Here is a 19,439-nt window from a genome sequence, read left to right on the forward strand (position 1 = left end):
TCGGGCCGGACTCCCCGCAGGCTGTAAAATTGGGGCAATGAGCTCCCCCGATCTGCCCTCCGATCTGACCCCCGAGGAAATCCAGGCCTGCCTGAAGGTCCTGAACAGCATCCACGTCTACGACGAGGAGCACCCGGACTACGTTTCGGTTCGCCGTGCCACCGGTAAAATGTTCAAAGCCGTCAAGCGCCACCGCCGGGTCAGCAAGCGGGACCTGATCGCTGAAGCCGACCGCGCCGTGATCGCCCAGACGGCGACGGCCGCCCCGGACCGGATCGACGACGAAACCCGCGGCAACAAGCTCGCCCCCTCCACGACGGGGAGCATCGCCGGGCACCTGATCAAGTCCAGACCCTGCTATATTTGCAAGCAGCACTTCACCCAGGTGGACGCCTTCTACCACCAGCTGTGCCCGGAATGCGCCGTTTTCAGCCACAGCAAACGCGACGCCCGGACGGACCTGAGCGGACGCCGCGCCCTCCTGACCGGCGGCCGGGCCAAGATCGGCATGTACATCGCACTGCGGCTGCTCCGCGACGGCGCCCACACCACTATCACCACCCGCTTCCCCAAGGACGCCGCGCGGCGCTTCGCCGCGATGGAAGACAGCGGCGAGTGGCTGCACCGGCTGCGGATCGTCGGCATTGATCTGCGCGACCCCTCGCAGGTGATGGCACTGACCGACTCCCTCGACGCCGCCGGCCCGCTCGACATCATCATCAACAACGCCGCCCAGACCGTGCGCCGCTCCGGCAACGCCTACAAGCCGCTGGTCGACGCCGAGGACGAGCCGCTCCCCGCGGCTCTCCAGGCGGCCAACGGCGGCCCGGAACTCGTGACCTTTGGCCACGCCCACGACAAGCACCCGCTGGCCCTGGCCAGTACCGTCCTGGAGCACCCGGTGCTGGCCGGGGACGCCATCACCTCGCTGGCGCTGTCCACCGGCTCCGCCTCACTGGAGCGCATTGCCTCCGGCACCGCCATTGACGCCGGTGGTCTGGTCCCCGACCAGGCCAGCATCAACAGCTGGACCCAGGTGGTGGACGAGGTGGATCCCCTCGAAATGCTCGAAGTCCAGCTGTGCAACGTCACCGCGCCGTTCCTGCTCGTCAGCCGGCTCCGCAGGGCGATGAAGCGCTCCGACGCGCGGCGCAAGTACATCGTGAACGTCAGCGCCATGGAAGGCCAGTTCTCCCGCGCCTACAAGGGCCCCGGCCACCCGCACACCAATATGGCCAAAGCGGCGCTGAACATGATGACCCGGACCAGCGCCCAGGAGATGCTGGACGAAGACGGCATCCTGATGACCGCCGTGGACACCGGCTGGATCACGGATGAGCGCCCGCACTACACCAAGGTCCGGCTGATGGAGGAGGGCTTCCACGCCCCCCTGGACCTCGTTGACGGGGCCGCCCGGGTGTACGACCCGATCGTCATGGGCGAGTCGGGCGAGGACCAGTTCGGCGTCTTCCTGAAGGACTACAAGCCGAGCCCCTGGTAGGCACCGGCCTTATCAGTACCGGCCGGCGGGGGCTACAGGCCTAATGGCCCTAATGGGTGCCCGGCACAGTACGTAACGTGGGTCCACATGAACACAGAGACGACCCCTGCGCCCGATTTCGGACTGTCCATCGACCAGTGCTGGGTGATGCTGGACACCGAGGTCGTGGGGAGGATCGCCCTGATCGTGGACGAGCATCCGGAGATCTTTCCGGTGAACTTCGCGCTCGAGCGCCGCTCGATCGTGTTCCGCACCGCCGGGGGCACCAAACTGTGGGCGGCTATCACCGGCAAACCCATCGCCTTCGAAATCGACGGCTACGATGCCCACGAAAAGCAGGCGTGGAGTGTGGTTGCCCGTGGCGAGGCCGAGTTGATCGAAAGCCTGGAGGAAAAAGCCGCCGTCGACGCCCTGCTGCTCGAACCGTGGCAGCCGGGCGACAAGGGCTACTACGTGCGGCTCGCCCCCAAGGCACTGACGGGGCGCCGGTTTACGGTCAACAACCCGGACCTGTGGAGCACCCGGCTTTCGGATCCCCGCCGGGCATCGTTCGAATAGAGCCGCGTTCGAACCGCTACTTGGCTGCGTTGGCTGCCGGGGAATGAACGACCAGGACGGGGCAATGGGCGTGGGCCACCAGGGCCGAGCTCACGGACCCGATCAGCATTCCACCGAATCCTCCGTGTCCGCGGCGTCCCACCACCATCATGTCGGCGTCCCGGCTGGCTTCGATCAGGGTGTACCGGGGGTGTCCCTGGACGAGGCGGGACTCGACGTTGGCTGGCGTTTCGGCCCCGAAGGCCTTCTCTACGGTCTCCTGCAGGATCTCCCCTGCACGGACATCGAAGTCATCGATTCCCATTGCGACGTAGTCGTCGTACACCGGAGGGACGTCCCAGCTGGCCATCGCCACCAGGGTCGCCGAGAGCGGCACGGCCAGGCTTTGGGCCTGGCGAAGCGCCTCCACCGACGCATCGGAACCATCAACCCCCACCACAATGTTCCGGATGTCCCGGGCTTCGGTCATGGCAGATCCCTTCGTCTTACGGCTGTCGCGTCCAGCCTATAGTGCCGTGCCGGCCGCGGAAGCGGCTAGGGCCGAAAGTCATCGGGGACAGTCCGCCGGCGCGCCCCGGCGGGACCAATGACCCTTGCCGGAGCCCGTTGCTCGGAGAAGAATTGCAGTCGCAGGCACGGAACAGGCTCCCGGAGTGGACAATGTAACAAAGGGACAAAGTAACAACGGGGACCGGGCCGCAATATCGGCGACGGCGGCACCTGGGTCAGCGACAATGGATTCAACAGGCACGACCCGCAGGCGCCGTCTGCGAAAAGCAGGCTGGGGAGCACCTCACCATTCATGGCAGCGCAAGCCGCCGGACAGGAGAATCATGATTGCCTGGGCAGACGCAGGTCTCACTGCACCCGACGGGGCGCCGGCCGTCATCCGTGTCTTCATCCTGGATGACCACGAGCTCGTCCGGCGCGGACTGCAGGAGCTCCTCGAAGGTGAGGGCTTCCTGGTGGTCGGGAGTTCGGGTTCCGCCGTCGAGGCGGCCCGCCGTATACCCGCCCTCCATCCCGACGTCAGTGTTCTGGATGCCCGGCTGCCGGACGGGACCGGGATTGAGGTCTGCCGGGACGTGCGCTCGGTTGACCCGTCGCTGAACTGCATCATCCTGACTAGCTTCGATGACGAGCAGGCCCTGCGCGGCGCCGTGCTGGCGGGCGCAAGCGGCTACGTGCTCAAGGAAATCGGCGGCACCGACCTGATCGGGGCACTACGCCGGGCGGCCGCCGGCGAGTCGCTCTTCGCGGAAGGGGTCGCCGCCGGCATCGTTGACAGCCTTGTCGAGGCCGAAGAGGTGGACCCCAGGACGTCCTCCCTCACGCCGCAGGAGCGCCGGGTGCTGGAACTGGTGGGCGGCGGGCTCACGAACCGCCAGATCGCTGCGGAAATGTTCCTCGCCGAGAAGACAGTCAAGAACTACGTTTCGTCCCTGCTGGCCAAGCTGGGCTTCGAACGCCGGACCCAGGCCGCTGTTTTCATCGCCGGGCCGTCCTCACCGGTGCCGCCCGCAAGCCATGCCGAGACCAGCCGCCCGCAAAGTGTCCGCTAGCCGCAGCGTCCGCTAACCGCAGGGTCAGCCAGCTGATGTCGTGAAGGCCGCGCCGCCGGTGCCCTGCGGCTTACAGCGGCACCGACCACTCAAGGCTCGTGCCGGCGTCCGGCGCGCTGGTGATGGTGCATTCGCCCTCCAGCATCCGGGCGCGGTCCTCCAGGTTGGCGAGTCCCCGGCGTTTTTCGGGTTCGGCGAAGCCGGCTCCGTTGTCCGTGATGACGACCGTCACGCGGCCCTTGACCACACCCACCGACACGGAAATGGTGTCCGCGCCGGAATGCCTGATGGCATTGCTGAGCCCCTCTGAGACCACGGCCACGACATTGTCCGCCTTATCCGGCGTGACGGCGTCCACCGGTCCGGTGATGATCAGGCGCGGCGTAAACGGCATGGACTTCGCCGAGCTGCGCGTTACCCGCCGGATCCGTCCGCTGAGCAGTTCCGTTTCGCCGCTGCTGCTCTTGAGCGAGTAGATGGTGTCCCGCAGGCTCCGGATCGCCTCGTCAAGCTCGTTGGTGATGTTGCGGATCCGCTCGGTGGCAAGCTCATCCTTGGTAAAACGGGTCAGGCTCTGGACGCTGAGGCCCGCCGCGAACAGCCGCTGGATCACGAGGTCGTGAAGGTCCCGGGCGATCCGGTCCCGGTCGGTGAAGACCAGCAGCTCCTCGCGGAGCCGGTGAACGCGGGCGAGTTCCAGGGCGAGTGCGACATGGGAACCGAAGACGGCCCCCATCTCGATGTCCGTGCGGGCGTAGCGTAGCGCGTTCGGGTCCCGGATCAGCAGCAGGAGCCCGTGGTGCGCTCCCTGCGTGCTCAGGGCCACCGCCAGCAGCGGGCCGGTGATCCCGCCGTCGATCTCGCCGAAGAGGGCGGAGGCGTTCTCAAGCACCACGGGCTCGCCGCCGTCCAGGACACTTTCCAGCATCGGCGAATCGAGCCTCAGCGTACGGCCGGAGAACTGCGGACTGAGCTTGCCGGCGGCGCCGGCGACGATATGGCCGCGCCCGTCGGTGGCGGGCGCCACGAGCAAAGCCAGCTGCGACCCGGATTCCTGCAAGGCCCGGCTTGCGATGGGATCCAGCCCGCCGGAGGTGTAGTCGCGGTCGCTGCTGAGCATCAGCCCGGAGACGTCCATGCAGGCTTCCAGCCAGCGGGCCCGGCGCCGGGCGTCGTCGTAGAGACGGGCATTCTCAATGGCGACGCCCGCGGCGGCCGCCAGGGCCACGGCCAGGCCCTCGTCCTCGGCGGTGAAGTCGCTGCCGTCTTCCTTTTCCGTCAGGTAGAGGTTCCCGAAGACGACGTCCCTGACCCGCACGGGGACGCCGAGGAAAGACTTCATGGGGGGATGGTTCGCCGGGAAGCCGTAGGACTCCGGATGCTTGTGCAGGTCATGAAGCCGCAGGGAGCGGGGATCGGAAATCAGGAGGCCCAGGACTCCGTGGCCGGTGGGCAGCGGCCCGATCCGGTGGGCCATTTCCTGGTCGATGCCGATCGTGATGAAGTGGCTGAGCGCGTGGTCGTCCCCGATGACCCCCAAGGCGCCGTAACGGGCATGAAGCAAGCGGCAAGCGGATTGCACCACGCGTTCCAGCACGGCATCGAGGCTGAGGTCCTCGGCAACGGCGACGACTGCCTCCAGCAGCCCGGCCATCCGTTCCTGGGACTGGAGCAATTCCTCGGCCCTGGAAACGAAGCCCCTGAGGACCCCGTCGATCATGGGTTGTGGCTCAGTGGCGGTCTGGTCCGGTCGTTCCCCCATTGAATACATGCTCATGGCCCCAATTCGATACAACAAACACAACGATCGTCCGCGCTGACGATAGTGATGCCAGAATACCCCGAAGCGGGGGCAAAGGCCCTAAACGTCGGACGATGTTGCTTCCGATTGTGACCTTATCCCCTACCCCGCGGTGGCGTGCCTGACGTAGGCTCGCCGGATGAGTACTGATCCGAAGCCGGGAGAAAACCAGCAGGCACCTGAAGTTGAGAACCTCGACCACCACGAATGTTGGCGTCTGTTACGCGGCGTCTCCGTCGGCAGGCTCGCGGTCTGGGCGGACGACCATCCCGACATTTTCCCGATTAATTACAAGGTGGACCACGGTACCCTGGTGTTCCGCACGGCGGACGGCACTAAACTCCAGGCGGCCACGGCAGACACCCCAGTGGCGGTGGAGGCCGACGGCGTGGACGCCGAGCGCGGCATCGCCTGGAGTGTGGTGATCAAGGGGCAGGCCGCACCGGTGCAGAACCAGGAGGAGCTCCTGGACACCGTGGGGCTGCTGCTGTTCCCGTGGCAGGCCGGCAAGAAGGAGCACTTCGTCAGGATCACCCCGGACACCGTGACGGGTCGCCGGTTCAAGGTTGCCCCGCCGCTGACCTGGTGGACACCGCTGGACGACGCCACCCGCTCCGGACTCGAATAGCCCCCGGTTAACCGTCGATGCGCTATCACTTCCCGCTGTTCTGGGGCCCCAGAACAGCGGGAAGTGATAGCGCATCGGGGAATCAGGCCAGGCGGGTGATCTCCACGCTCACGCTGAGGGCGGAGCCGCCGCCGCCGGACAGGATGCCCTTGAGCGGGGGCACGTCGCGGTAGTCACGGCCTCTCGCCACGGTCACGTGGAAGTCTCCGGCCGGCTTGTGGTTGGTGGGGTCCCAGCTGCGCCATTCGCCGTCCCACCATTCCAGCCAGGCATGGGACTGCCCGGCGACCGTCTCGCCGAGTTCCGCCGTCGACCGCGGGTGCAGGTAGCCGGACACGTAGCGGGCGGGGATGCCCCGGCTGCGCAGCGCGCCGATGGCCAGGTGCGCCAGGTCCTGGCAGACGCCCTGGCGCTGGTTCCAGGCCTGCTCGGCGCTCGTGGTGACGCCGGTGGAGCCCTTCATGTAGGTCATTTCGCCGCGCATCCAGTCAAAGACCGCCAGCGCGGCCTCGTGCGGGTTGCGGCCCTCGACGACGCCGGGAATGATCCCGAGCACTTCGGCGCCCGGCCCGGTGAGCTGCGACTGCGGGATCCAGTCGCTGAATTTGTTCAGGGTCTCCGGGACGTCCAGGACGTCCCAGCCGACGATGTCAGCCTCCGCCGGGATCCTTTCCGAGCGGTGCACCTCGACGGTGGTGGTGGACAGGACCTCAAGGTGCTCGTGCGGCATCTGCATGTCAAAGGCCGTGACGCGGGTGCCCCAGTAGTCGCGGTAGCTGCTCAGGGCGGCCTGGGACGGCGAGACCTTCAGGGAGGACTCCAGCACCACCTGCTGGGGATCCGTCAGCGGGGTCATGCGGGCCTCGTTGTAGGAAAGGGTGACGCGTTTGTTGTACTTGTACGCCGTCTTGTGGATGATGCTCAGCCGGGTCATGAAACTTCTCCCACCCAGGCCAGTTCGTCTGCCTGATTGAAGTACTTACGGGAAATGGCGTCCGAGGCCTGCGAGACGGCCTTCTGCACGCGCTCCATGTGCTCCGGCAGTTCTGACATGAGGTCATCGGTGCGGTGGAACTCAAGGAAGGTGCGGGCCTGGCCCACGATCCGGCGGGCGTCGTTGATAAAACCGACGCGCTGGGCCGACGGGTCCAGCATGGCGAGGCACTCGTCGGCGTCGCGCAGCGCATAGACGATGGACCGCGGGAACAACCGGTCCAGCAGCAGGAACTCGGCGGCGTGCTGGTCGCCGAAGGCCGCGCGGCGGGTCCGCAGGAAGGACTCGTAGGCGCCGGCGCAGCGGAGCATGTTCACCCACGACATGCCCGCGGAGAGGACGTCCCGGGTGGAGAGCATCCGCGCGGTCATGTCGGCGCGTTCCAGCGAGCGGCCCAGCACGAGGAACTGCCAGCTCTCGTCGTGGCTCACCGTGGTGTCCGCGAGGCCGCTGACCATAGCCGTGCGTTCCAGCACCCAGTTGCAGAAGCGGTAGGTGCCGACAACGTCCTTGCGGTGCTGGTTGAGCCCGTAGTAGGTGGTGTTCAGGCTCTCCCAGAGCCCGGACGACACGGTTTCCCGGGCGCGCCGGGCGTTCTCCCGCGCGGCGCCCAGGGAACCGGCAATGGACGTGGCGCTCTGCTTGTCGTACGCCAGGGCATTCAGGAGTTCGGGGAGGCCGAAATCCTCGCTCTGCGCCCGGGCGCCCATAACGGCGAGGAGTTCCTGCGCCACGCTGCGCTGTTCCTCCATGGGCAGGTGGTTGAGCCGTTCAAGGTGGACGTCGAGGATCCGGGCAGTGCCGTCAGCCCGTTCCACGTAGCGGCCGATCCAAAACAATGACTCGGCGATACGGCTAAGCATTCGCGGTTACCTCCAGCGCATCGGAAATCTGAAAAGAATAGGTCAGCGGAGCAATGATCGACACGGCGCCGCGGGTCACTGCTGCTGCTCCTTCTGGCTGTCGCGCCAGTTGCTCTCGACGGGCCAGACCGAGACCCGTTCGCGGACCGTGATGGCCGGGCGCGGCAGGGCCTCCACCGGAACCTCCGGGGAATCCGCAAGCACCCAGGTGTCCTTGGAGCCGCCGCCCTGGCTGGAGTTGACGATCAGGGAGCCTTCCTTGAGCGCCACCCGGGTCAGGCCGCCGGGCAGGACCCAGACGTCGTCGCCGTCGTTGACGGCGAAGGGGCGCAGGTCCACGTGCCGCGGGCCGAACCTGTCGCCGCTGAGCGTGGGAACCGTGGACAGCTGCAGCACCGGCTGCGCGATCCAGCCGCGGGGGTCCGCGATGACGCGCTTGCGCAGGGCCTCCAGCTCGTCCTTGGTCGCGTCCGGGCCGATCACCAGGCCCTTGCCGCCGGAACCATCCACGGGCTTGACCACCAGTTCGTCCAGGCGGTCCAGGACTTCTTCCCGGGCTGCTTTTTCTTCGAGCCGGAAGGTGTCCACGTTGGCGATCACGGGTTCTTCATTGAGGTAGTAGCGGATCAGGTCCGGGACGTAGCTGTAGACCAGCTTGTCGTCGGCGACGCCGTTGCCCACGGCGTTAGCAATGGTGACGCCGCCGGCGCGGGCCGCGTTGACCAGGCCCGGGCAGCCGAGCATGGAGTCGGCGCGGAACTGCAGCGGATCCAGGAACTCGTCGTCGATGCGTTTGTAAATCACGTCCACGCGCTGTTCACCGGCGGTGGTGCGCATGTAGACGCGGTTGCCGCGGCAGATCAGGTCGCGTCCTTCGACGAGTTCCACGCCCATCAGGCCGGCGAGCAGCGTGTGCTCGAAGTAGGCGCTGTTGAAGACGCCGGGGGTCAGGACGACCACGGTGGGGTCGTCGACGCCGGTCGGTGCGGTCTTGCGCAGGGCGGACAGCAGCCGGCGGGGATACTCCTCGACCGGCCGGATGAGCTGCTGGCCGAAGGCCTCGGGCAGGCCCTTGGCCATCGCGCGGCGGTTCTCCAGGACGTAGCTGACACCGGAGGGGACACGGACGTTGTCCTCCAGGACCCGGAACGTCCCGGCGGCGTCGCGGACAACGTCGATGCCGGAGATGTGGACGCGGACCCCGCCAGCGGGCTCGAAGCCGTGCACCTGGCGGTGGAAGTGGGCGCTCGTTGTGACGAGCTGGCGCGGGATAACGCCGTCGGCCACCACGGTCATCTTGTCGTAGACGTCATTGAGGAACGCCTCCAGGGCCCGGACGCGCTGCGCCACGCCCTTCTCCAGCACGGTCCACTCATCGGCCGGGATGACCCGGGGCACGATGTCCAGCGGGAAGGGACGCTCCTCCCCGGCGAAGTCGAACGTGACACCGCGGTCCAGGAAGGTCCGGGCCATCGAATCGGCGCGGGCGGTGACATCAGCCAGCGAGAGTTCACGCAGGGCTTCGGCGACCTGCCCGTAGGACTGCCGTGGCTGTTGCTCGGGGGTAAACATCTCGTCGTAGGCACCGGAGCGTTCGGCGGCCACTGAGTAATCCTGGAATAGGTCAGACATGTCACTAGACAATCACCTTTTTGTTGCGAAATCATTTCGGCGCGCTCCCGGCGGCGGCCGCCGTGGCGGTGACAGTTTTTCCCGGCGGTTGCGTCAAGGTAGACACGTGCCACCGTTTACGCTCACACCGCTGCTCCGGGCTAATCCGTTGCCGCGGCTGCTTCCCGGACTGTTGTCCGCGGCCGCCGCCGTCGTGCTTGCCCTCGCCGTCCACAGCATGGTGCCGGTGCTCCCGGCCATGACGCTGGCCGTGGCGTTCGGGCTCCTCGCCGCGAATGTCCCGGGGTTGTCCGGATGGACCGCGGGCCGGGGCCGGCCGGGCCTGGACTTCGCCGGCAAGCATCTGATGCGCGCCGGGATCGTGGTCCTGGGCCTGAAGGTCAGCCTCGTCGATGTGCTCGGACTCGGCTGGGCCGCGCTGCTGCTGATCACGGGCGTGGTCCTGGCCGCCTTCGCCGGAACCTACGGCATCAGCCGGCTGTTCCGCCTGCCGCCGCCGGTAGCGCTGTTGATCGCCACCGGCTTTTCCATCTGCGGGGCCTCCGCGATCGGGGCGATGGCCGCGGCCCGCCGGATCCGGCAGCACGACACCGTGCTCCCGGTGGCCCTCGTGACCCTGTGTGGCACCCTCGCCATCGGAGTGCTGCCGCTGCTGATCCGGCCGCTGGGCCTCAGCCCCGCAGTCTTCGGCGCCTGGGCCGGGGCGTCCGTGCACGACGTGGGCCAGGTGGTGGCCACCGCGCAGACCGCCGGGGGGTCGGCGCTCGCCGTCGCCGTCGTCGTCAAGCTCACCCGGGTGATCCTGCTGGCCCCCATGGTCGCCGCCGCCGGGCTGCACCACCGCAGCACCGCTGACGCCGGCACCGGACTGAAGCGGCCGCCCATCGTCCCGCTGTTCGTGCTCGGCTTCGTCGCGCTGGCAGCCCTGCGCACCACGGGCTGGCTCTCCCCCGGCATCCTCGACGCCGCCGCGGTCCTCCAGGACGTGCTGCTGGGAATGGCGCTCTTTGGCCTCGGGTCGGCGGTGCGGGTGGGCGAGTTGCTGCACACCGGAGCGCGGGCCCTGCTGGCCGCGCTGGCGTCCTGGCTGCTGATCGCCGGGCTGGGGCTGGGCGCCGCGTTCCTCATGATTAGATAGCGGGGTGTCGAACCAGAACCTGCGCCGCGATGAAGCCGCAACCCGCTCAGCCCTGATCACCACCCACAGCTACGACGTCTCCCTGGACGTCCGGCAGGCTGCGGATCCGGACGTCGCCGGCTACACGAGCCGCAGTGTGATCACCTTCTCCGCGGGCGAACCCGGGGCCTCGACCTTCCTGGACTTCATCGGCAGCGAGGTGCACAGCGTCTTCCTCAACGGCAAGGGACTCGCGGTCGCCGACGTCGTGGACGGCTCCCGGATCCGGCTGGACAACCTGCAGGCGGACAACCAGGTCACCGTCACGGGCACGGCGCTCTACAGCACCTCCGGCGAGGGCATGCACCGCTTCTTCGATCCGGCCGACGGCCAGTGCTACCTCTACACCCAGTACGAGCCCGCCGACGCCCGCCGGGTCTTCGCCAATTTCGAACAGCCTGACCTCAAGGCGGAATTCACCTTCCACGTCATGGCACCCTCGGCGTGGCAGGTGTCCTCAAACGGCATCGAAACGCAGCGCACGCGCCTCACCAGCGACCCGGACACGAGCCGCTGGGACTTCGCCCCGACGAAGGCGATGTCCACGTACATCACCACGGTGCTGGCCGGCCCGTACTTCAAGGCCGAGGACTCCTGGAGCAGGACGCTCGACGACGGCACCCGGCTGGACGTGCCGCTGGCCCTCTACTGTCGCGCCTCGATGGCGCCGTCCTTCGACCCCGAGGCCCTCTTCACCCTCACCAGGAACGGCCTGGGCTTCTTCAACGAACTCTTCGACTTCCCGTACCCGTGGGGGAAATACGAGCAGGCCTTCGTGCCCGAATACAACCTCGGCGCCATGGAAAACCCCGGGCTGGTGACCTTCACGGAAAGCTACGTCTTCACCTCCCGGGCCGCCGATTCGCAGTACCAGGCCCGCGCCAACACCCTCCTGCACGAGATGGCGCACATGTGGTTCGGCGACCTCGTCACCATGCAGTGGTGGGACGATCTGTGGCTCAAGGAATCCTTCGCGGACTACATGGGAACCCTCGGCGTGGACCGCACCACGGACTGGGCCACCGCCTGGGTGAACTTCGCCAACAACCGCAAGGCCTGGGCCTACGTCCAGGACCAGCTGCCGACCACCCACCCGATCGTCGCCGACATTCCCGACCTCGAGGCTGCCAAGCAGAACTTCGACGGCATCACCTACGCCAAGGGCGCCTCGGTCCTCAAACAGCTGGTCGCCTACGTGGGGTTCGAGGCCTTCGTGGCCGGCTCGCGCCAGTACTTCAAGGACCACGCCTACGGCAACACCACCCTGGCGGAGCTGCTGGCCGCGCTCAGCGCCGCCTCCGGCCGGGACCTCTCGGACTGGGCCCGCCAGTGGCTGCAAACCTCCGGCATCTCCACCCTCACCAGCGAGATCGAGGAGCACGACGGCGTCCTCGCCGCGGTCACCATCATCCAGGACGCCGAGGACCCGACGACGGGCCGGCAGGAGCCGCGGCCGCACCGGCTGCGGATCGGCCTGTACGGAATGGACGACGCCGGCGCCCTGGTCCGCACCGACAGTATCGAGACCGACGTCAGCGGGGCCCGGACCGAGGTGACGGCCCTGTCCGGGAAGGCGCGGCCGGCCCTGCTGCTGGTCAACGACGAGGACCTCAGCTACGCCAAGGTCCGGCTGGACCCGCGCTCCGAAGCCACCGTCCGGGCGTCCCTGAGCGCGCTCAGCGATCCGATGGCCCGGGCCCTGTGCTGGACCGCCCTCTGGGACTCGGCCCGGGACGCCGTTACCCCGTCGTCCTTGTACGTGGACGCCGTCAAGCGCTTCGGGTCCGCGGAATCCGGCATCGGCGTGCTGCTCACTGTCCTGGGCAACGCGGCCACGGCGATCGAACGGTACGTCCCCGTGGCCGAGCGGGCCGCTGTCCGCCACGGTTTCCTGTCCCTCGCGGCAGATGAGCTCCGGCGGGCCGCGCCGGGTTCCGACCACCAGCTGGCGTGGGTGCGCACGGTCGCCGCCGCCAGCCGCTATGACGGCAGCCGGCTGGACCTGGTCCGCGGCGTCCTGGCCGGCAGCACGGTCCTTGAGGGACTGGCCGTGGATGCGGAGCTGCGCTGGAACTTCTGGCACGCCCTGGCCGCCAACGGGGAGGCCACCGTTACGCAGCTCGACGGGGAGCTGGCCCGCGACAACACCGCCGCCGGAAAATCGGGACACGCCACCGCCCTCGCGGCCCGCCCCGAGGCTGCCGTGAAGGAGGCGGCCTGGACCGAAGCGGTGCACGGCACCTCACTCTCCAACCAGCTGCTCAGCGCGACCATCGCCGGTTTCAACACCGGCCCGGCACCGCTGCTGCGCGGCTTCATTGACCGGTACTTCGAGTGCCTGGAGGAGGTCTGGGCCGGGCGCAGTATCGAAATCGGCAGCCGGATCGTCCGAGGGCTCTACCCCGCGGGGCAGGACCTGGACGGCGGCACTCCAGACACACACCCTGTCATCGTCCGGACGGACAACTGGCTGGCTGAACACGCGGACGCCCCGCGGGCGCTGCGCCGCATCATTATCGAACAGCGCAGCCACCTGCACCGTTCCCTCACGGCGCAGACCCTGGCCGCGAACCCTGCATCGACTGCTCCGTAACCGCCCTTTTGGGGGCTCTAAACGGCAGTTACGGAGCAATCGACGAAGGTGGCGGGGGCTTAGGGGACGCGGTGCAGCCACTCCGGCGTGCCGAACTTGGCCTCGACCCGGTGCTGCGCGGTGGCAAGCTCGGCCTCGGTGAGCTCCGAGGGGGTCGCGGCGTAGCGTTCGGCGAAGACCCCCATCATGGCCGCGACGATCTCGGTGCGGGCGAGGCCGGTCTGGCGCCGGAGCGGGTCCACCCGCTTCTTGGCGCTCCTGGTGCCCTTGTCGGAGAGCTTTTCCTTGCCGATCCGCAGGACCTCGACCATCTTGTCTGCGTCGATGTCATAGCTCATGGTGACGTGGTGCAGCATGCCGCCGTTGGCGAGCCGCTTCTGCGCGGCGCCGCCGATCTTACCGTGTTCGGTGGCGATGTCATTGAGCGGCACATAGAAGGCACTGATCCCCATCTTCTCGAGGGCTGCCATCACCCACGCGTCCAGGAAACCGTACGAGTCGGCGAAGCTGAGGCCGTCCACCAGGGTCTGCGGGAGGTACAGCGAGTAGGTGATGCAGTTGCCGGCCTCCATGAACATCGCTCCCCCGCCGCTGATCCGGCGGACCACACTGATGCCGTGGCGTTCGACGCCGGCGGGGTCCAGTTCGTTGCGGACGGACTGGAAGCTGCCGATCACCACGGACGGTTCCTCCCAGTCCCAGAACCGCAGCGTCGGGTTGCGGCGTCCGGCGCCGACCTCTTCGGCCAGGACCTCGTCCAGCGCGACGTTAAGGTGGGTGGGCAGCACGGACGGCGCGATGATGTTCCAGTGGTGGTCCGCCCAGCCGGTGGCCTTCGCGAGGCCGCGGCGGACGGTGACGGCCACGGCGTCGGCGGAAAAGCCGAACAGCACGGCGTCGGCCGGCAGGGCCGCTGCCACCGCGGCGGAGATGTCTGCCGCCCCTGCATCCGCCGGGAGGCCGGTGAGCGCCCGGTTGATCTCCAGCAGCGCCTCGTCCGGCTCCAGGAAGAAGTCGCCGCTGAGCGAGACGTTGGTGAGGACGCCGTCGGCGACGTCGAAATCGGCCACGACGAGTTTGCCGCCGGGAACTTTGTACTCCCCGTGGCGGCGGGCCCCGCCGTCGTCGGCGCTGCCGGAACCGGGAACCGGGTGTTGGGTTGTCATGGCGTTAATCCTGCCACGCGCACCGGCGGCGGACGCAAAAAGCCCGCACCGTCACCGGTGCGGGCTTTTCCAAAAGACCTTGGAGAGAAGTAGTTACTTCTTGCCGCCGAAGCCCTTGAAGCGAGCGTTGAAGCGCTCGACGCGGCCTGCAGAGTCCATGATGCGCTGCTTGCCCGTGTAGAACGGGTGGGACTCGGAGGAGATTTCGACGTCAATAATCGGGTACGTGTTTCCGTCTTCCCACTCGATGGTCTTCTTAGAAGACACGGTGGACTTGGTCAGGAACTTGACGCCGGAAGCCAGGTCGTTGAAAACAACAGCTTCGTACTTCGGGTGAGTATTAGACTTCATAATTGGACCTTTGTTCGCACAACTGGATTTTGCCAGTTGCCAGGTATGAATGGGATGGCCGGCGGAATGCACCGGACGGCCAGCTATCAATCATAGCGGAAAGTCAGCGCCTTCGCGGCGTGACCAGCGGCGCTGTCCCCTGCAGCGGTTCAGGGCAGCGGTTCAGCCCCTCGGGCGCAACTCCCAGAAGGCGACGGCGGACGCCGCCGCGACGTTGAGCGAGTCAACGCCCGCGCGCATCGGGATCTTCACGGCGAGGTCGACGGCGGCGAGGGTGTCCGCGCTCATCCCGGCACCCTCGGTGCCCAGCACCAGTGCGAGTTTCTCCGGCCGGCGCGCCGCCAGCGCGTCGAGGTCGACGGCGTCGTCCGTGAGCTCCAGGGCGGCCACGGTGAAGCCCTGCCCGCGAAGCACCTGCAGGTCCCCCGGCCAGTCCGTCAGCCGGGCCCAGGGCACCTGGAACACCGTCCCCATGCTGACCCGGACGCTGCGGCGGTAGAGCGGGTCCCCGCAGCGCGGCGAGACGAGGACGGCGTCGATGCCCAGGGCCGCGGCGGAGCGGAAGATCGCGCCGACGTTGGTGTGGTCCACGATGTCCTCCAGCACGGCGACCCGGCGGGCGCCGGCGAGAAGCTCGGGCAGCGGCACGGGTTCCGGGCGCCGCATGGCCGCCATCGCGCCGCGGTGGAGGTGGAAGCCGGTGATCTCCTCGAGGAGCGCGGCGGAACCGATGTACACGGGGACGTCCGGGTACTGCGCAAAGATGTCCGAGAGGTCCGCGAGCCATTTCTCGGCGAGGAAGAAGGACCGTGGCGTGTGGCCCGCTGCGAGGGCCCGGCGGAGCACCCGGGAGGACTCGGCGATGTACATGCCCTCGGCGGGTTCCCGGAGCTTGCGCAGGTGCACGTCGGTCAGCTGCGTGTAGTCCGAGACCCGGGGGTCATCTGCGGATTCAAGGCGGTGGAAGGTCACGGGCGGGTCGTTTCAGCGGGAGGCGGTGCGGTCACAGGATCGGGTCACTTGAACAGGTTGGCGATCATGAACCCCAGCGCGACGAGGCCCAGGACGAAGATGACGCCGCGCAGCACCACCGGGGACAGCCGGCGGCCCACCTTGGAGCCGATCACGCCGCCGATCAGTGAGCTCACGGCGATCAAGCCCACGACGGCCCAGTCGATCCGGCCGAAGGCGAACAGCAGGTAGGAGGCTGCCGCCACCACGTTGACGGCAAGGACGAGGATGTTCTTCATGGCGTTGGCGTTCTGGATGGTCCCGGTCATGAAGATGCCCAGGATCCCGACCAGCAGGATGCCCTGCGCCGCGACGAAGTAGCCGCCGTACACGCCAGCGAAGTACACGAGGACCACGAGGATCACGCCGTGGCGGCGGTCCCGGATGGCGTGTTCGGGATTTTGTTCGCGGTCCCGGACCCACTGCTGCAGCCGGGGCTGGAAGGCGACCATCAGCAGCGCCAGCACGATCAGGACGGGGGCGGCGTAATAAAAGACCTTCTCTGGCAGGTGCAGCAGCAGGTAGGCGCCGGAGATGCCGCCCAGCAGCGAGGCGGGCAGCAGCCTGAGCAGTTGCCTGCCGCGTCCCTTCAGCTCCTTGCGGTAGCCCCAGGCGCCGGCGGCGTTCCCGGCAACCAGGCCCATGGCGTTGCTGATGGAGGCCGTGACCGGTGCGTAGCCGAGGGCGATCAGCACCGGGAAGGTCACCAGGGTGCCGGAACCGACCACACTGTTGATGGTGCCGGCCCAAAGCCCGGCGAAGAAAATGAGGACACTATTGAGGAACTCCACGCCAGGTCAGCGGCCCGGTCAGCGTCGCGCGGTGGCCGTGTACCGGCCGGCGGCGACGCTGACGTCCAGCGGCAGCCCGAACGTCAGGCTCAGGTTTTCGGCCGTGAGGACGCCTTCGATCGCGCCCTGGGCAACCACGCCGCCGTCGCGCAGCAGCATGGCGTGGGTGAAGCCCGGGGGGACCTCTTCGAGGTGGTGGGTGACCAGGACGATGGCCGGGGCCGCGTCGTCGCGGGCGAGTTCACTGAGCCGGTGCACGAGGTCCTCGCGGCCGGCCAGGTCGAGTCCGGCAGCGGGTTCGTCCAGGAGCAGGAGCTCGGGATCCGTCATCAGGGCACGGGCGATCTGGACGCGCTTGCGCTCCCCCTCGGACAGCGAGGCGAACGGCCGGTTCAGCAGCGGTCCCATGCCCCACTCATTAAGCAGGGCGAAGGCGCGGCGCTCGTCGTCCCTCTCATAACCTTCGCGCCACCGACCGGTAACACCGTAGGCGGCCGTTACGACGACGTTGAGGACCTTCTCGTGCTCCGGGATCTGGTTGGCTAGCGCAGCCGAGGACAGGCCGATCCGGGGCCGGAGTTCAAAGACGTCGACGGCGCCGAGGATCTCCTCCAGGACGCCGGCCATGCCGCTGGTGGGATGGATCCGGGCGGCCGCGAGCTGAAGCAAAGTGGTCTTGCCGGCGCCGTTGGGGCCCAGAATCACCCAACGCTCGCCTTCCTTGACCTGCCAGTCGACCTTGTCCAGCAGGGTCTTTGCCCCACGTACAACACTGACGGCGGCCATTTCAAGAACATCACTCATAGAAGTAGACACTAGGACAAAACAGCGGACGACTGATAACCGGAACGCCGGGACGGCGTCAAGCCCGCGCAGCGTGCCGGCCGCCCGCCTGCCCCGGCGTCACCGGACCGCAACGAATTCGGGCCCGCATCGGCCCGATCGCTAGGATTGCAGCCATGAACCTGTTCGTGACCGCCGTGAGCTATGCCCCCAAACTGACCCATTCCGAGGTGCAGCGGCTCCGTTCGCTGCTCACAGCGGCGGGAGTAACGCTGGACGCGGAAACCCGCACCGGAGATGCCCGCTTCGAGGTCTATGCGGCGGACGGCAGCGTTGACCTGGCCGCCGGGACGGAGCACGGGGGGACGGCGTTGGCGGAACTGCGCCGGGCAGCGGCAGATCACGGCCCGGCCGGAGTGGACACGGCGATCGTCCCCGCCGCCCTCCGGCGCGCGCAGCGGAAGTTCCTCATCATGGACGTGGATTCCACCCTTATCCAGCAGGAAGTAGTTGAACTCCTCGCCGCCCATGCCGGCAAACGCGAGGAAGTCCACGCCGTCACCGAGGCCGCCATGCGCGGCGAACTCGACTTCGCGCAAAGCCTGCACGCGAGGGTGGCGGTGCTCGCCGGCCTCCCGGCCGCCGTCGTCGATGCCGTCCGCGCCGAGGTGAAACTGAGCCTCGGTGCGGCGGAACTCGTGGCCGCCTTCCACGCCGCGGGCCATGTGGTGGCGGTGATCTCCGGCGGCTTCAACCAGATCCTGCAGCCGATCGCGGAGGGCCTTGGACTCGAATACTGGATCGCCAACGAACTCGAAATCCTCGACGGTGCGCTGACCGGAAAGGTCATCGGTGAAGTGATTGACCGGGCGGCGAAGGAAAAGTATCTGCGTGAATGGGCAGCCAGGGAAGGCATCCCGATGGAGCACACGATTGCTGTGGGCGATGGCGCCAACGACCTGGACATGCTGGGCGCTGCGGGAATCGGCGTGGCGTTCAACGCCAAACCGGCCGTCCGTGCGGTTGCGGATGCCGTCGTGAACATCCCCTATCTCGACGCCGTGCGGCACATCGCCGGCGTCTGAGTCCTTTCCCGGCAACCGGGAACAGCGGTGAAGGCCGGGGCGGTTGCCCCGGCCTTCACCGTTCTACTGCGCTATGAGCGCGTCGCGACGCCCTGGTACTGCGCCCCGCGCGGATGCCTGTTAGTTGCTGCTCTTGTCGAAGTAGTCGGACCCGCCGACGTACTCGGTGTGGCCGGATTCGACGTCGGCGGTGACCATCTTGGCGACCTCGGCGGCGAACTCCGTGACCGAATACAGCTTCCCGGCCTCGGCGCGGCGGGCCTCGATGGCGCCCGGGTTGGAGCGGTCCAGCAGGGTGGCCGTGACGGTGCCCTCGATCATGTCGCCGGAGACGACCACGAGGGAGATGCCCTTCTCGGCCAGGTTCGGAACGAGTTCGCGCAGTGCGTCCTCGCCGGCACGCTTGCTGCGGGCCACGGGCTCGTAGTTCTCCATGGTGGGCACGGTGTTGATGAAGTGCGCCTGGTGGCTCGTCACGAAGACCACCCGGGACCCCTCGGGCATCAGCGGCACGGCAGCGTTGAGCATGTTCACCTGCGCGTCACGGTTGAGCTTGAGCGCGTAGCCCTCCTCCATGCCGGATTCCATCCCGCCGGAGGCGTTGAGGACCAGGACATCCAACGAGCCGAAGTTCTCCATCGCGGCGCTGGCCAGGGCCTGGACGCCTTCCTGGGTGGTGAGGTCGGCGCCGACGGCGGCGGCTCGGCCGCCGGCCGCCTCGATCTCCGTAACAACCTTGTTGGCGCGGGGCGCCTTCTGGCGGTAGTTCACGACGACGGCGGCACCCTCGGCGGCGAGGATCTTGGCGACTTCAGCGCCGATGCCCCGCGACGAACCGGTCACGATAGCAGTCTTGTTGTCCAGCAGTCCCATACGAGCTCCTTTGTTCCAAACGTCCAAAAACGGTGAGTCTGCAATCCATCATGCCAGCGGTGCCGTTGTT

General features: G+C 67.7%; 18 protein-coding genes. 7 read left to right on the forward strand and 11 right to left on the reverse strand.

Annotated features, from left to right (window positions below):
* Positions 1-37 precede the first annotated feature (37 nt).
* Both ACZYZ5_RS12215 and ACZYZ5_RS12220 read left to right on the forward strand, forming a co-directional pair.
* A complete protein-coding gene (locus tag ACZYZ5_RS12215; RefSeq protein ID WP_463901994.1) occupies positions 38-1,501 on the forward strand; it encodes an SDR family NAD(P)-dependent oxidoreductase in 1,464 nt (487 codons plus the stop codon).
* An 87-nt stretch (positions 1,502-1,588) separates the two neighbouring features.
* Positions 1,589-2,059 (forward strand): pyridoxamine 5'-phosphate oxidase family protein, encoded by a 471-nt coding sequence (locus tag ACZYZ5_RS12220; protein ID WP_463901995.1) that lies wholly within the window; start codon positions 1,589-1,591, stop codon positions 2,057-2,059.
* A 16-nt stretch (positions 2,060-2,075) separates the two neighbouring features.
* Here the strand turns inward: ACZYZ5_RS12220 and ACZYZ5_RS12225 are convergent, their stop codons facing one another.
* Positions 2,076-2,528, reverse strand: a complete 453-nt coding sequence (locus ACZYZ5_RS12225) for a universal stress protein (RefSeq protein ID WP_463901996.1) — start codon at positions 2,526-2,528, stop codon at positions 2,076-2,078.
* A 364-nt stretch (positions 2,529-2,892) separates the two neighbouring features.
* Between ACZYZ5_RS12225 and ACZYZ5_RS12230 the strand changes: the two genes are divergently transcribed.
* A complete protein-coding gene (locus ACZYZ5_RS12230; RefSeq protein ID WP_463901997.1) occupies positions 2,893-3,621 on the forward strand; it encodes a response regulator in 729 nt (242 codons plus the stop codon).
* 70 nt (positions 3,622-3,691) lie between these two features.
* On the opposite strand, the gene ACZYZ5_RS12235 is transcribed toward ACZYZ5_RS12230, so the two are convergent.
* Positions 3,692-5,383, reverse strand: coding sequence for a GAF domain-containing sensor histidine kinase (locus ACZYZ5_RS12235; RefSeq protein ID WP_463902031.1), 1,692 nt, complete (start codon positions 5,381-5,383; stop codon positions 3,692-3,694).
* Positions 5,384-5,561: 178 nt separating this feature from the next.
* On the opposite strand from ACZYZ5_RS12235, the gene ACZYZ5_RS12240 reads away from it, so the two are divergent.
* The gene (locus ACZYZ5_RS12240) at positions 5,562-6,050 is read left to right on the forward strand and encodes a pyridoxamine 5'-phosphate oxidase family protein (RefSeq protein WP_463901998.1); all 489 of its coding nucleotides are present in this window, start codon (positions 5,562-5,564) and stop codon (positions 6,048-6,050) included.
* Between the two features lie 82 nt (positions 6,051-6,132).
* Here ACZYZ5_RS12240 and ACZYZ5_RS12245 read toward each other — a convergent pair whose 3' ends face one another.
* From ACZYZ5_RS12245 to ACZYZ5_RS12255, 3 genes are all read right to left on the reverse strand, one after another.
* Entirely contained in the window at positions 6,133-6,984 is an 852-nt protein-coding gene (locus ACZYZ5_RS12245; RefSeq protein WP_463901999.1) for a transglutaminase family protein, read from the reverse strand.
* Complete coding sequence (locus tag ACZYZ5_RS12250; protein WP_226762129.1) at positions 6,981-7,907, reverse strand: alpha-E domain-containing protein; 927 nt, start codon at positions 7,905-7,907, stop codon at positions 6,981-6,983. Before ACZYZ5_RS12250 ends, ACZYZ5_RS12245 begins: the two co-directional genes overlap by 4 nt.
* A 75-nt stretch (positions 7,908-7,982) precedes the next feature.
* Positions 7,983-9,539, reverse strand: a complete 1,557-nt coding sequence (locus ACZYZ5_RS12255; protein WP_307464945.1) for a circularly permuted type 2 ATP-grasp protein — start codon at positions 9,537-9,539, stop codon at positions 7,983-7,985.
* 106 nt (positions 9,540-9,645) lie between these two features.
* Here ACZYZ5_RS12255 and ACZYZ5_RS12260 point away from each other — a divergent pair, with 106 nt between their 5' ends.
* Entirely contained in the window at positions 9,646-10,677 is a 1,032-nt protein-coding gene (locus tag ACZYZ5_RS12260) for a YeiH family protein (protein WP_463902000.1), read from the forward strand.
* Positions 10,678-10,681: 4 nt separating this feature from the next.
* The gene (gene pepN, locus ACZYZ5_RS12265) at positions 10,682-13,309 is read left to right on the forward strand and encodes an aminopeptidase N (RefSeq protein ID WP_463902001.1); all 2,628 of its coding nucleotides are present in this window, start codon (positions 10,682-10,684) and stop codon (positions 13,307-13,309) included.
* A 59-nt stretch (positions 13,310-13,368) separates the two neighbouring features.
* Here pepN and lplAB read toward each other — a convergent pair whose 3' ends face one another.
* From lplAB to ACZYZ5_RS12290, 5 genes are all read right to left on the reverse strand, one after another.
* Positions 13,369-14,475: a lipoate-protein ligase LplAB gene (gene lplAB / locus ACZYZ5_RS12270; protein WP_463902002.1), complete on the reverse strand. Its 1,107-nt coding sequence runs from the start codon at positions 14,473-14,475 to the stop codon at positions 13,369-13,371.
* A 93-nt stretch (positions 14,476-14,568) separates the two neighbouring features.
* Complete coding sequence (locus ACZYZ5_RS12275; protein ID WP_463902003.1) at positions 14,569-14,826, reverse strand: type B 50S ribosomal protein L31; 258 nt, start codon at positions 14,824-14,826, stop codon at positions 14,569-14,571.
* 162 nt (positions 14,827-14,988) lie between these two features.
* Complete coding sequence (locus ACZYZ5_RS12280; RefSeq protein ID WP_463902005.1) at positions 14,989-15,798, reverse strand: TrmH family RNA methyltransferase; 810 nt, start codon at positions 15,796-15,798, stop codon at positions 14,989-14,991.
* 44 nt (positions 15,799-15,842) lie between these two features.
* A complete protein-coding gene (locus ACZYZ5_RS12285; RefSeq protein ID WP_463902006.1) occupies positions 15,843-16,628 on the reverse strand; it encodes a sulfite exporter TauE/SafE family protein in 786 nt (261 codons plus the stop codon).
* An 18-nt stretch (positions 16,629-16,646) separates the two neighbouring features.
* On the reverse strand, positions 16,647-17,432 hold the full coding sequence (locus ACZYZ5_RS12290) for an ABC transporter ATP-binding protein (RefSeq protein ID WP_463902007.1): 786 nt from the start codon (positions 17,430-17,432) through the stop codon (positions 16,647-16,649).
* Between the two features lie 155 nt (positions 17,433-17,587).
* Here ACZYZ5_RS12290 and serB point away from each other — a divergent pair, with 155 nt between their 5' ends.
* Positions 17,588-18,496, forward strand: a complete 909-nt coding sequence (gene serB, locus ACZYZ5_RS12295; RefSeq protein WP_463902008.1) for a phosphoserine phosphatase SerB — start codon at positions 17,588-17,590, stop codon at positions 18,494-18,496.
* 120 nt (positions 18,497-18,616) lie between these two features.
* Here serB and ACZYZ5_RS12300 read toward each other — a convergent pair whose 3' ends face one another.
* Positions 18,617-19,369: an SDR family oxidoreductase gene (locus ACZYZ5_RS12300; protein WP_463902009.1), complete on the reverse strand. Its 753-nt coding sequence runs from the start codon at positions 19,367-19,369 to the stop codon at positions 18,617-18,619.
* Positions 19,370-19,439: the final 70 nt, after the last annotated feature.

This window comes from Pseudarthrobacter ribosi, assembly GCF_055412865.1.

What these genes read in the sequence shown, in the direction of transcription:
- ACZYZ5_RS12215 (WP_463901994.1), top strand. Translation starts at nt 38, where the DNA reads ATGAGCTCCCCCGATCTGCCCTCCGATCTGACCCCCGAGGAAATCCAG.
- ACZYZ5_RS12220 (WP_463901995.1), top strand. Translation starts at nt 1,589, where the DNA reads ATGAACACAGAGACGACCCCTGCGCCCGATTTCGGACTGTCCATCGAC.
- ACZYZ5_RS12225 (WP_463901996.1), bottom strand. Translation starts at nt 2,528, where the DNA reads ATGACCGAAGCCCGGGACATCCGGAACATTGTGGTGGGGGTTGATGGT.
- ACZYZ5_RS12230 (WP_463901997.1), top strand. Translation starts at nt 2,893, where the DNA reads ATGATTGCCTGGGCAGACGCAGGTCTCACTGCACCCGACGGGGCGCCG.
- ACZYZ5_RS12235 (WP_463902031.1), bottom strand. Translation starts at nt 5,383, where the DNA reads ATGGGGGAACGACCGGACCAGACCGCCACTGAGCCACAACCCATGATC.
- ACZYZ5_RS12240 (WP_463901998.1), top strand. Translation starts at nt 5,562, where the DNA reads ATGAGTACTGATCCGAAGCCGGGAGAAAACCAGCAGGCACCTGAAGTT.
- ACZYZ5_RS12245 (WP_463901999.1), bottom strand. Translation starts at nt 6,984, where the DNA reads ATGACCCGGCTGAGCATCATCCACAAGACGGCGTACAAGTACAACAAA.
- ACZYZ5_RS12250 (WP_226762129.1), bottom strand. Translation starts at nt 7,907, where the DNA reads ATGCTTAGCCGTATCGCCGAGTCATTGTTTTGGATCGGCCGCTACGTG.
- ACZYZ5_RS12255 (WP_307464945.1), bottom strand. Translation starts at nt 9,539, where the DNA reads ATGTCTGACCTATTCCAGGATTACTCAGTGGCCGCCGAACGCTCCGGT.
- lplAB (WP_463902002.1), bottom strand. Translation starts at nt 14,475, where the DNA reads ATGACAACCCAACACCCGGTTCCCGGTTCCGGCAGCGCCGACGACGGC.
- ACZYZ5_RS12275 (WP_463902003.1), bottom strand. Translation starts at nt 14,826, where the DNA reads ATGAAGTCTAATACTCACCCGAAGTACGAAGCTGTTGTTTTCAACGAC.
- ACZYZ5_RS12290 (WP_463902007.1), bottom strand. Translation starts at nt 17,432, where the DNA reads ATGAGTGATGTTCTTGAAATGGCCGCCGTCAGTGTTGTACGTGGGGCA.
- serB (WP_463902008.1), top strand. Translation starts at nt 17,588, where the DNA reads ATGAACCTGTTCGTGACCGCCGTGAGCTATGCCCCCAAACTGACCCAT.
- ACZYZ5_RS12300 (WP_463902009.1), bottom strand. Translation starts at nt 19,369, where the DNA reads ATGGGACTGCTGGACAACAAGACTGCTATCGTGACCGGTTCGTCGCGG.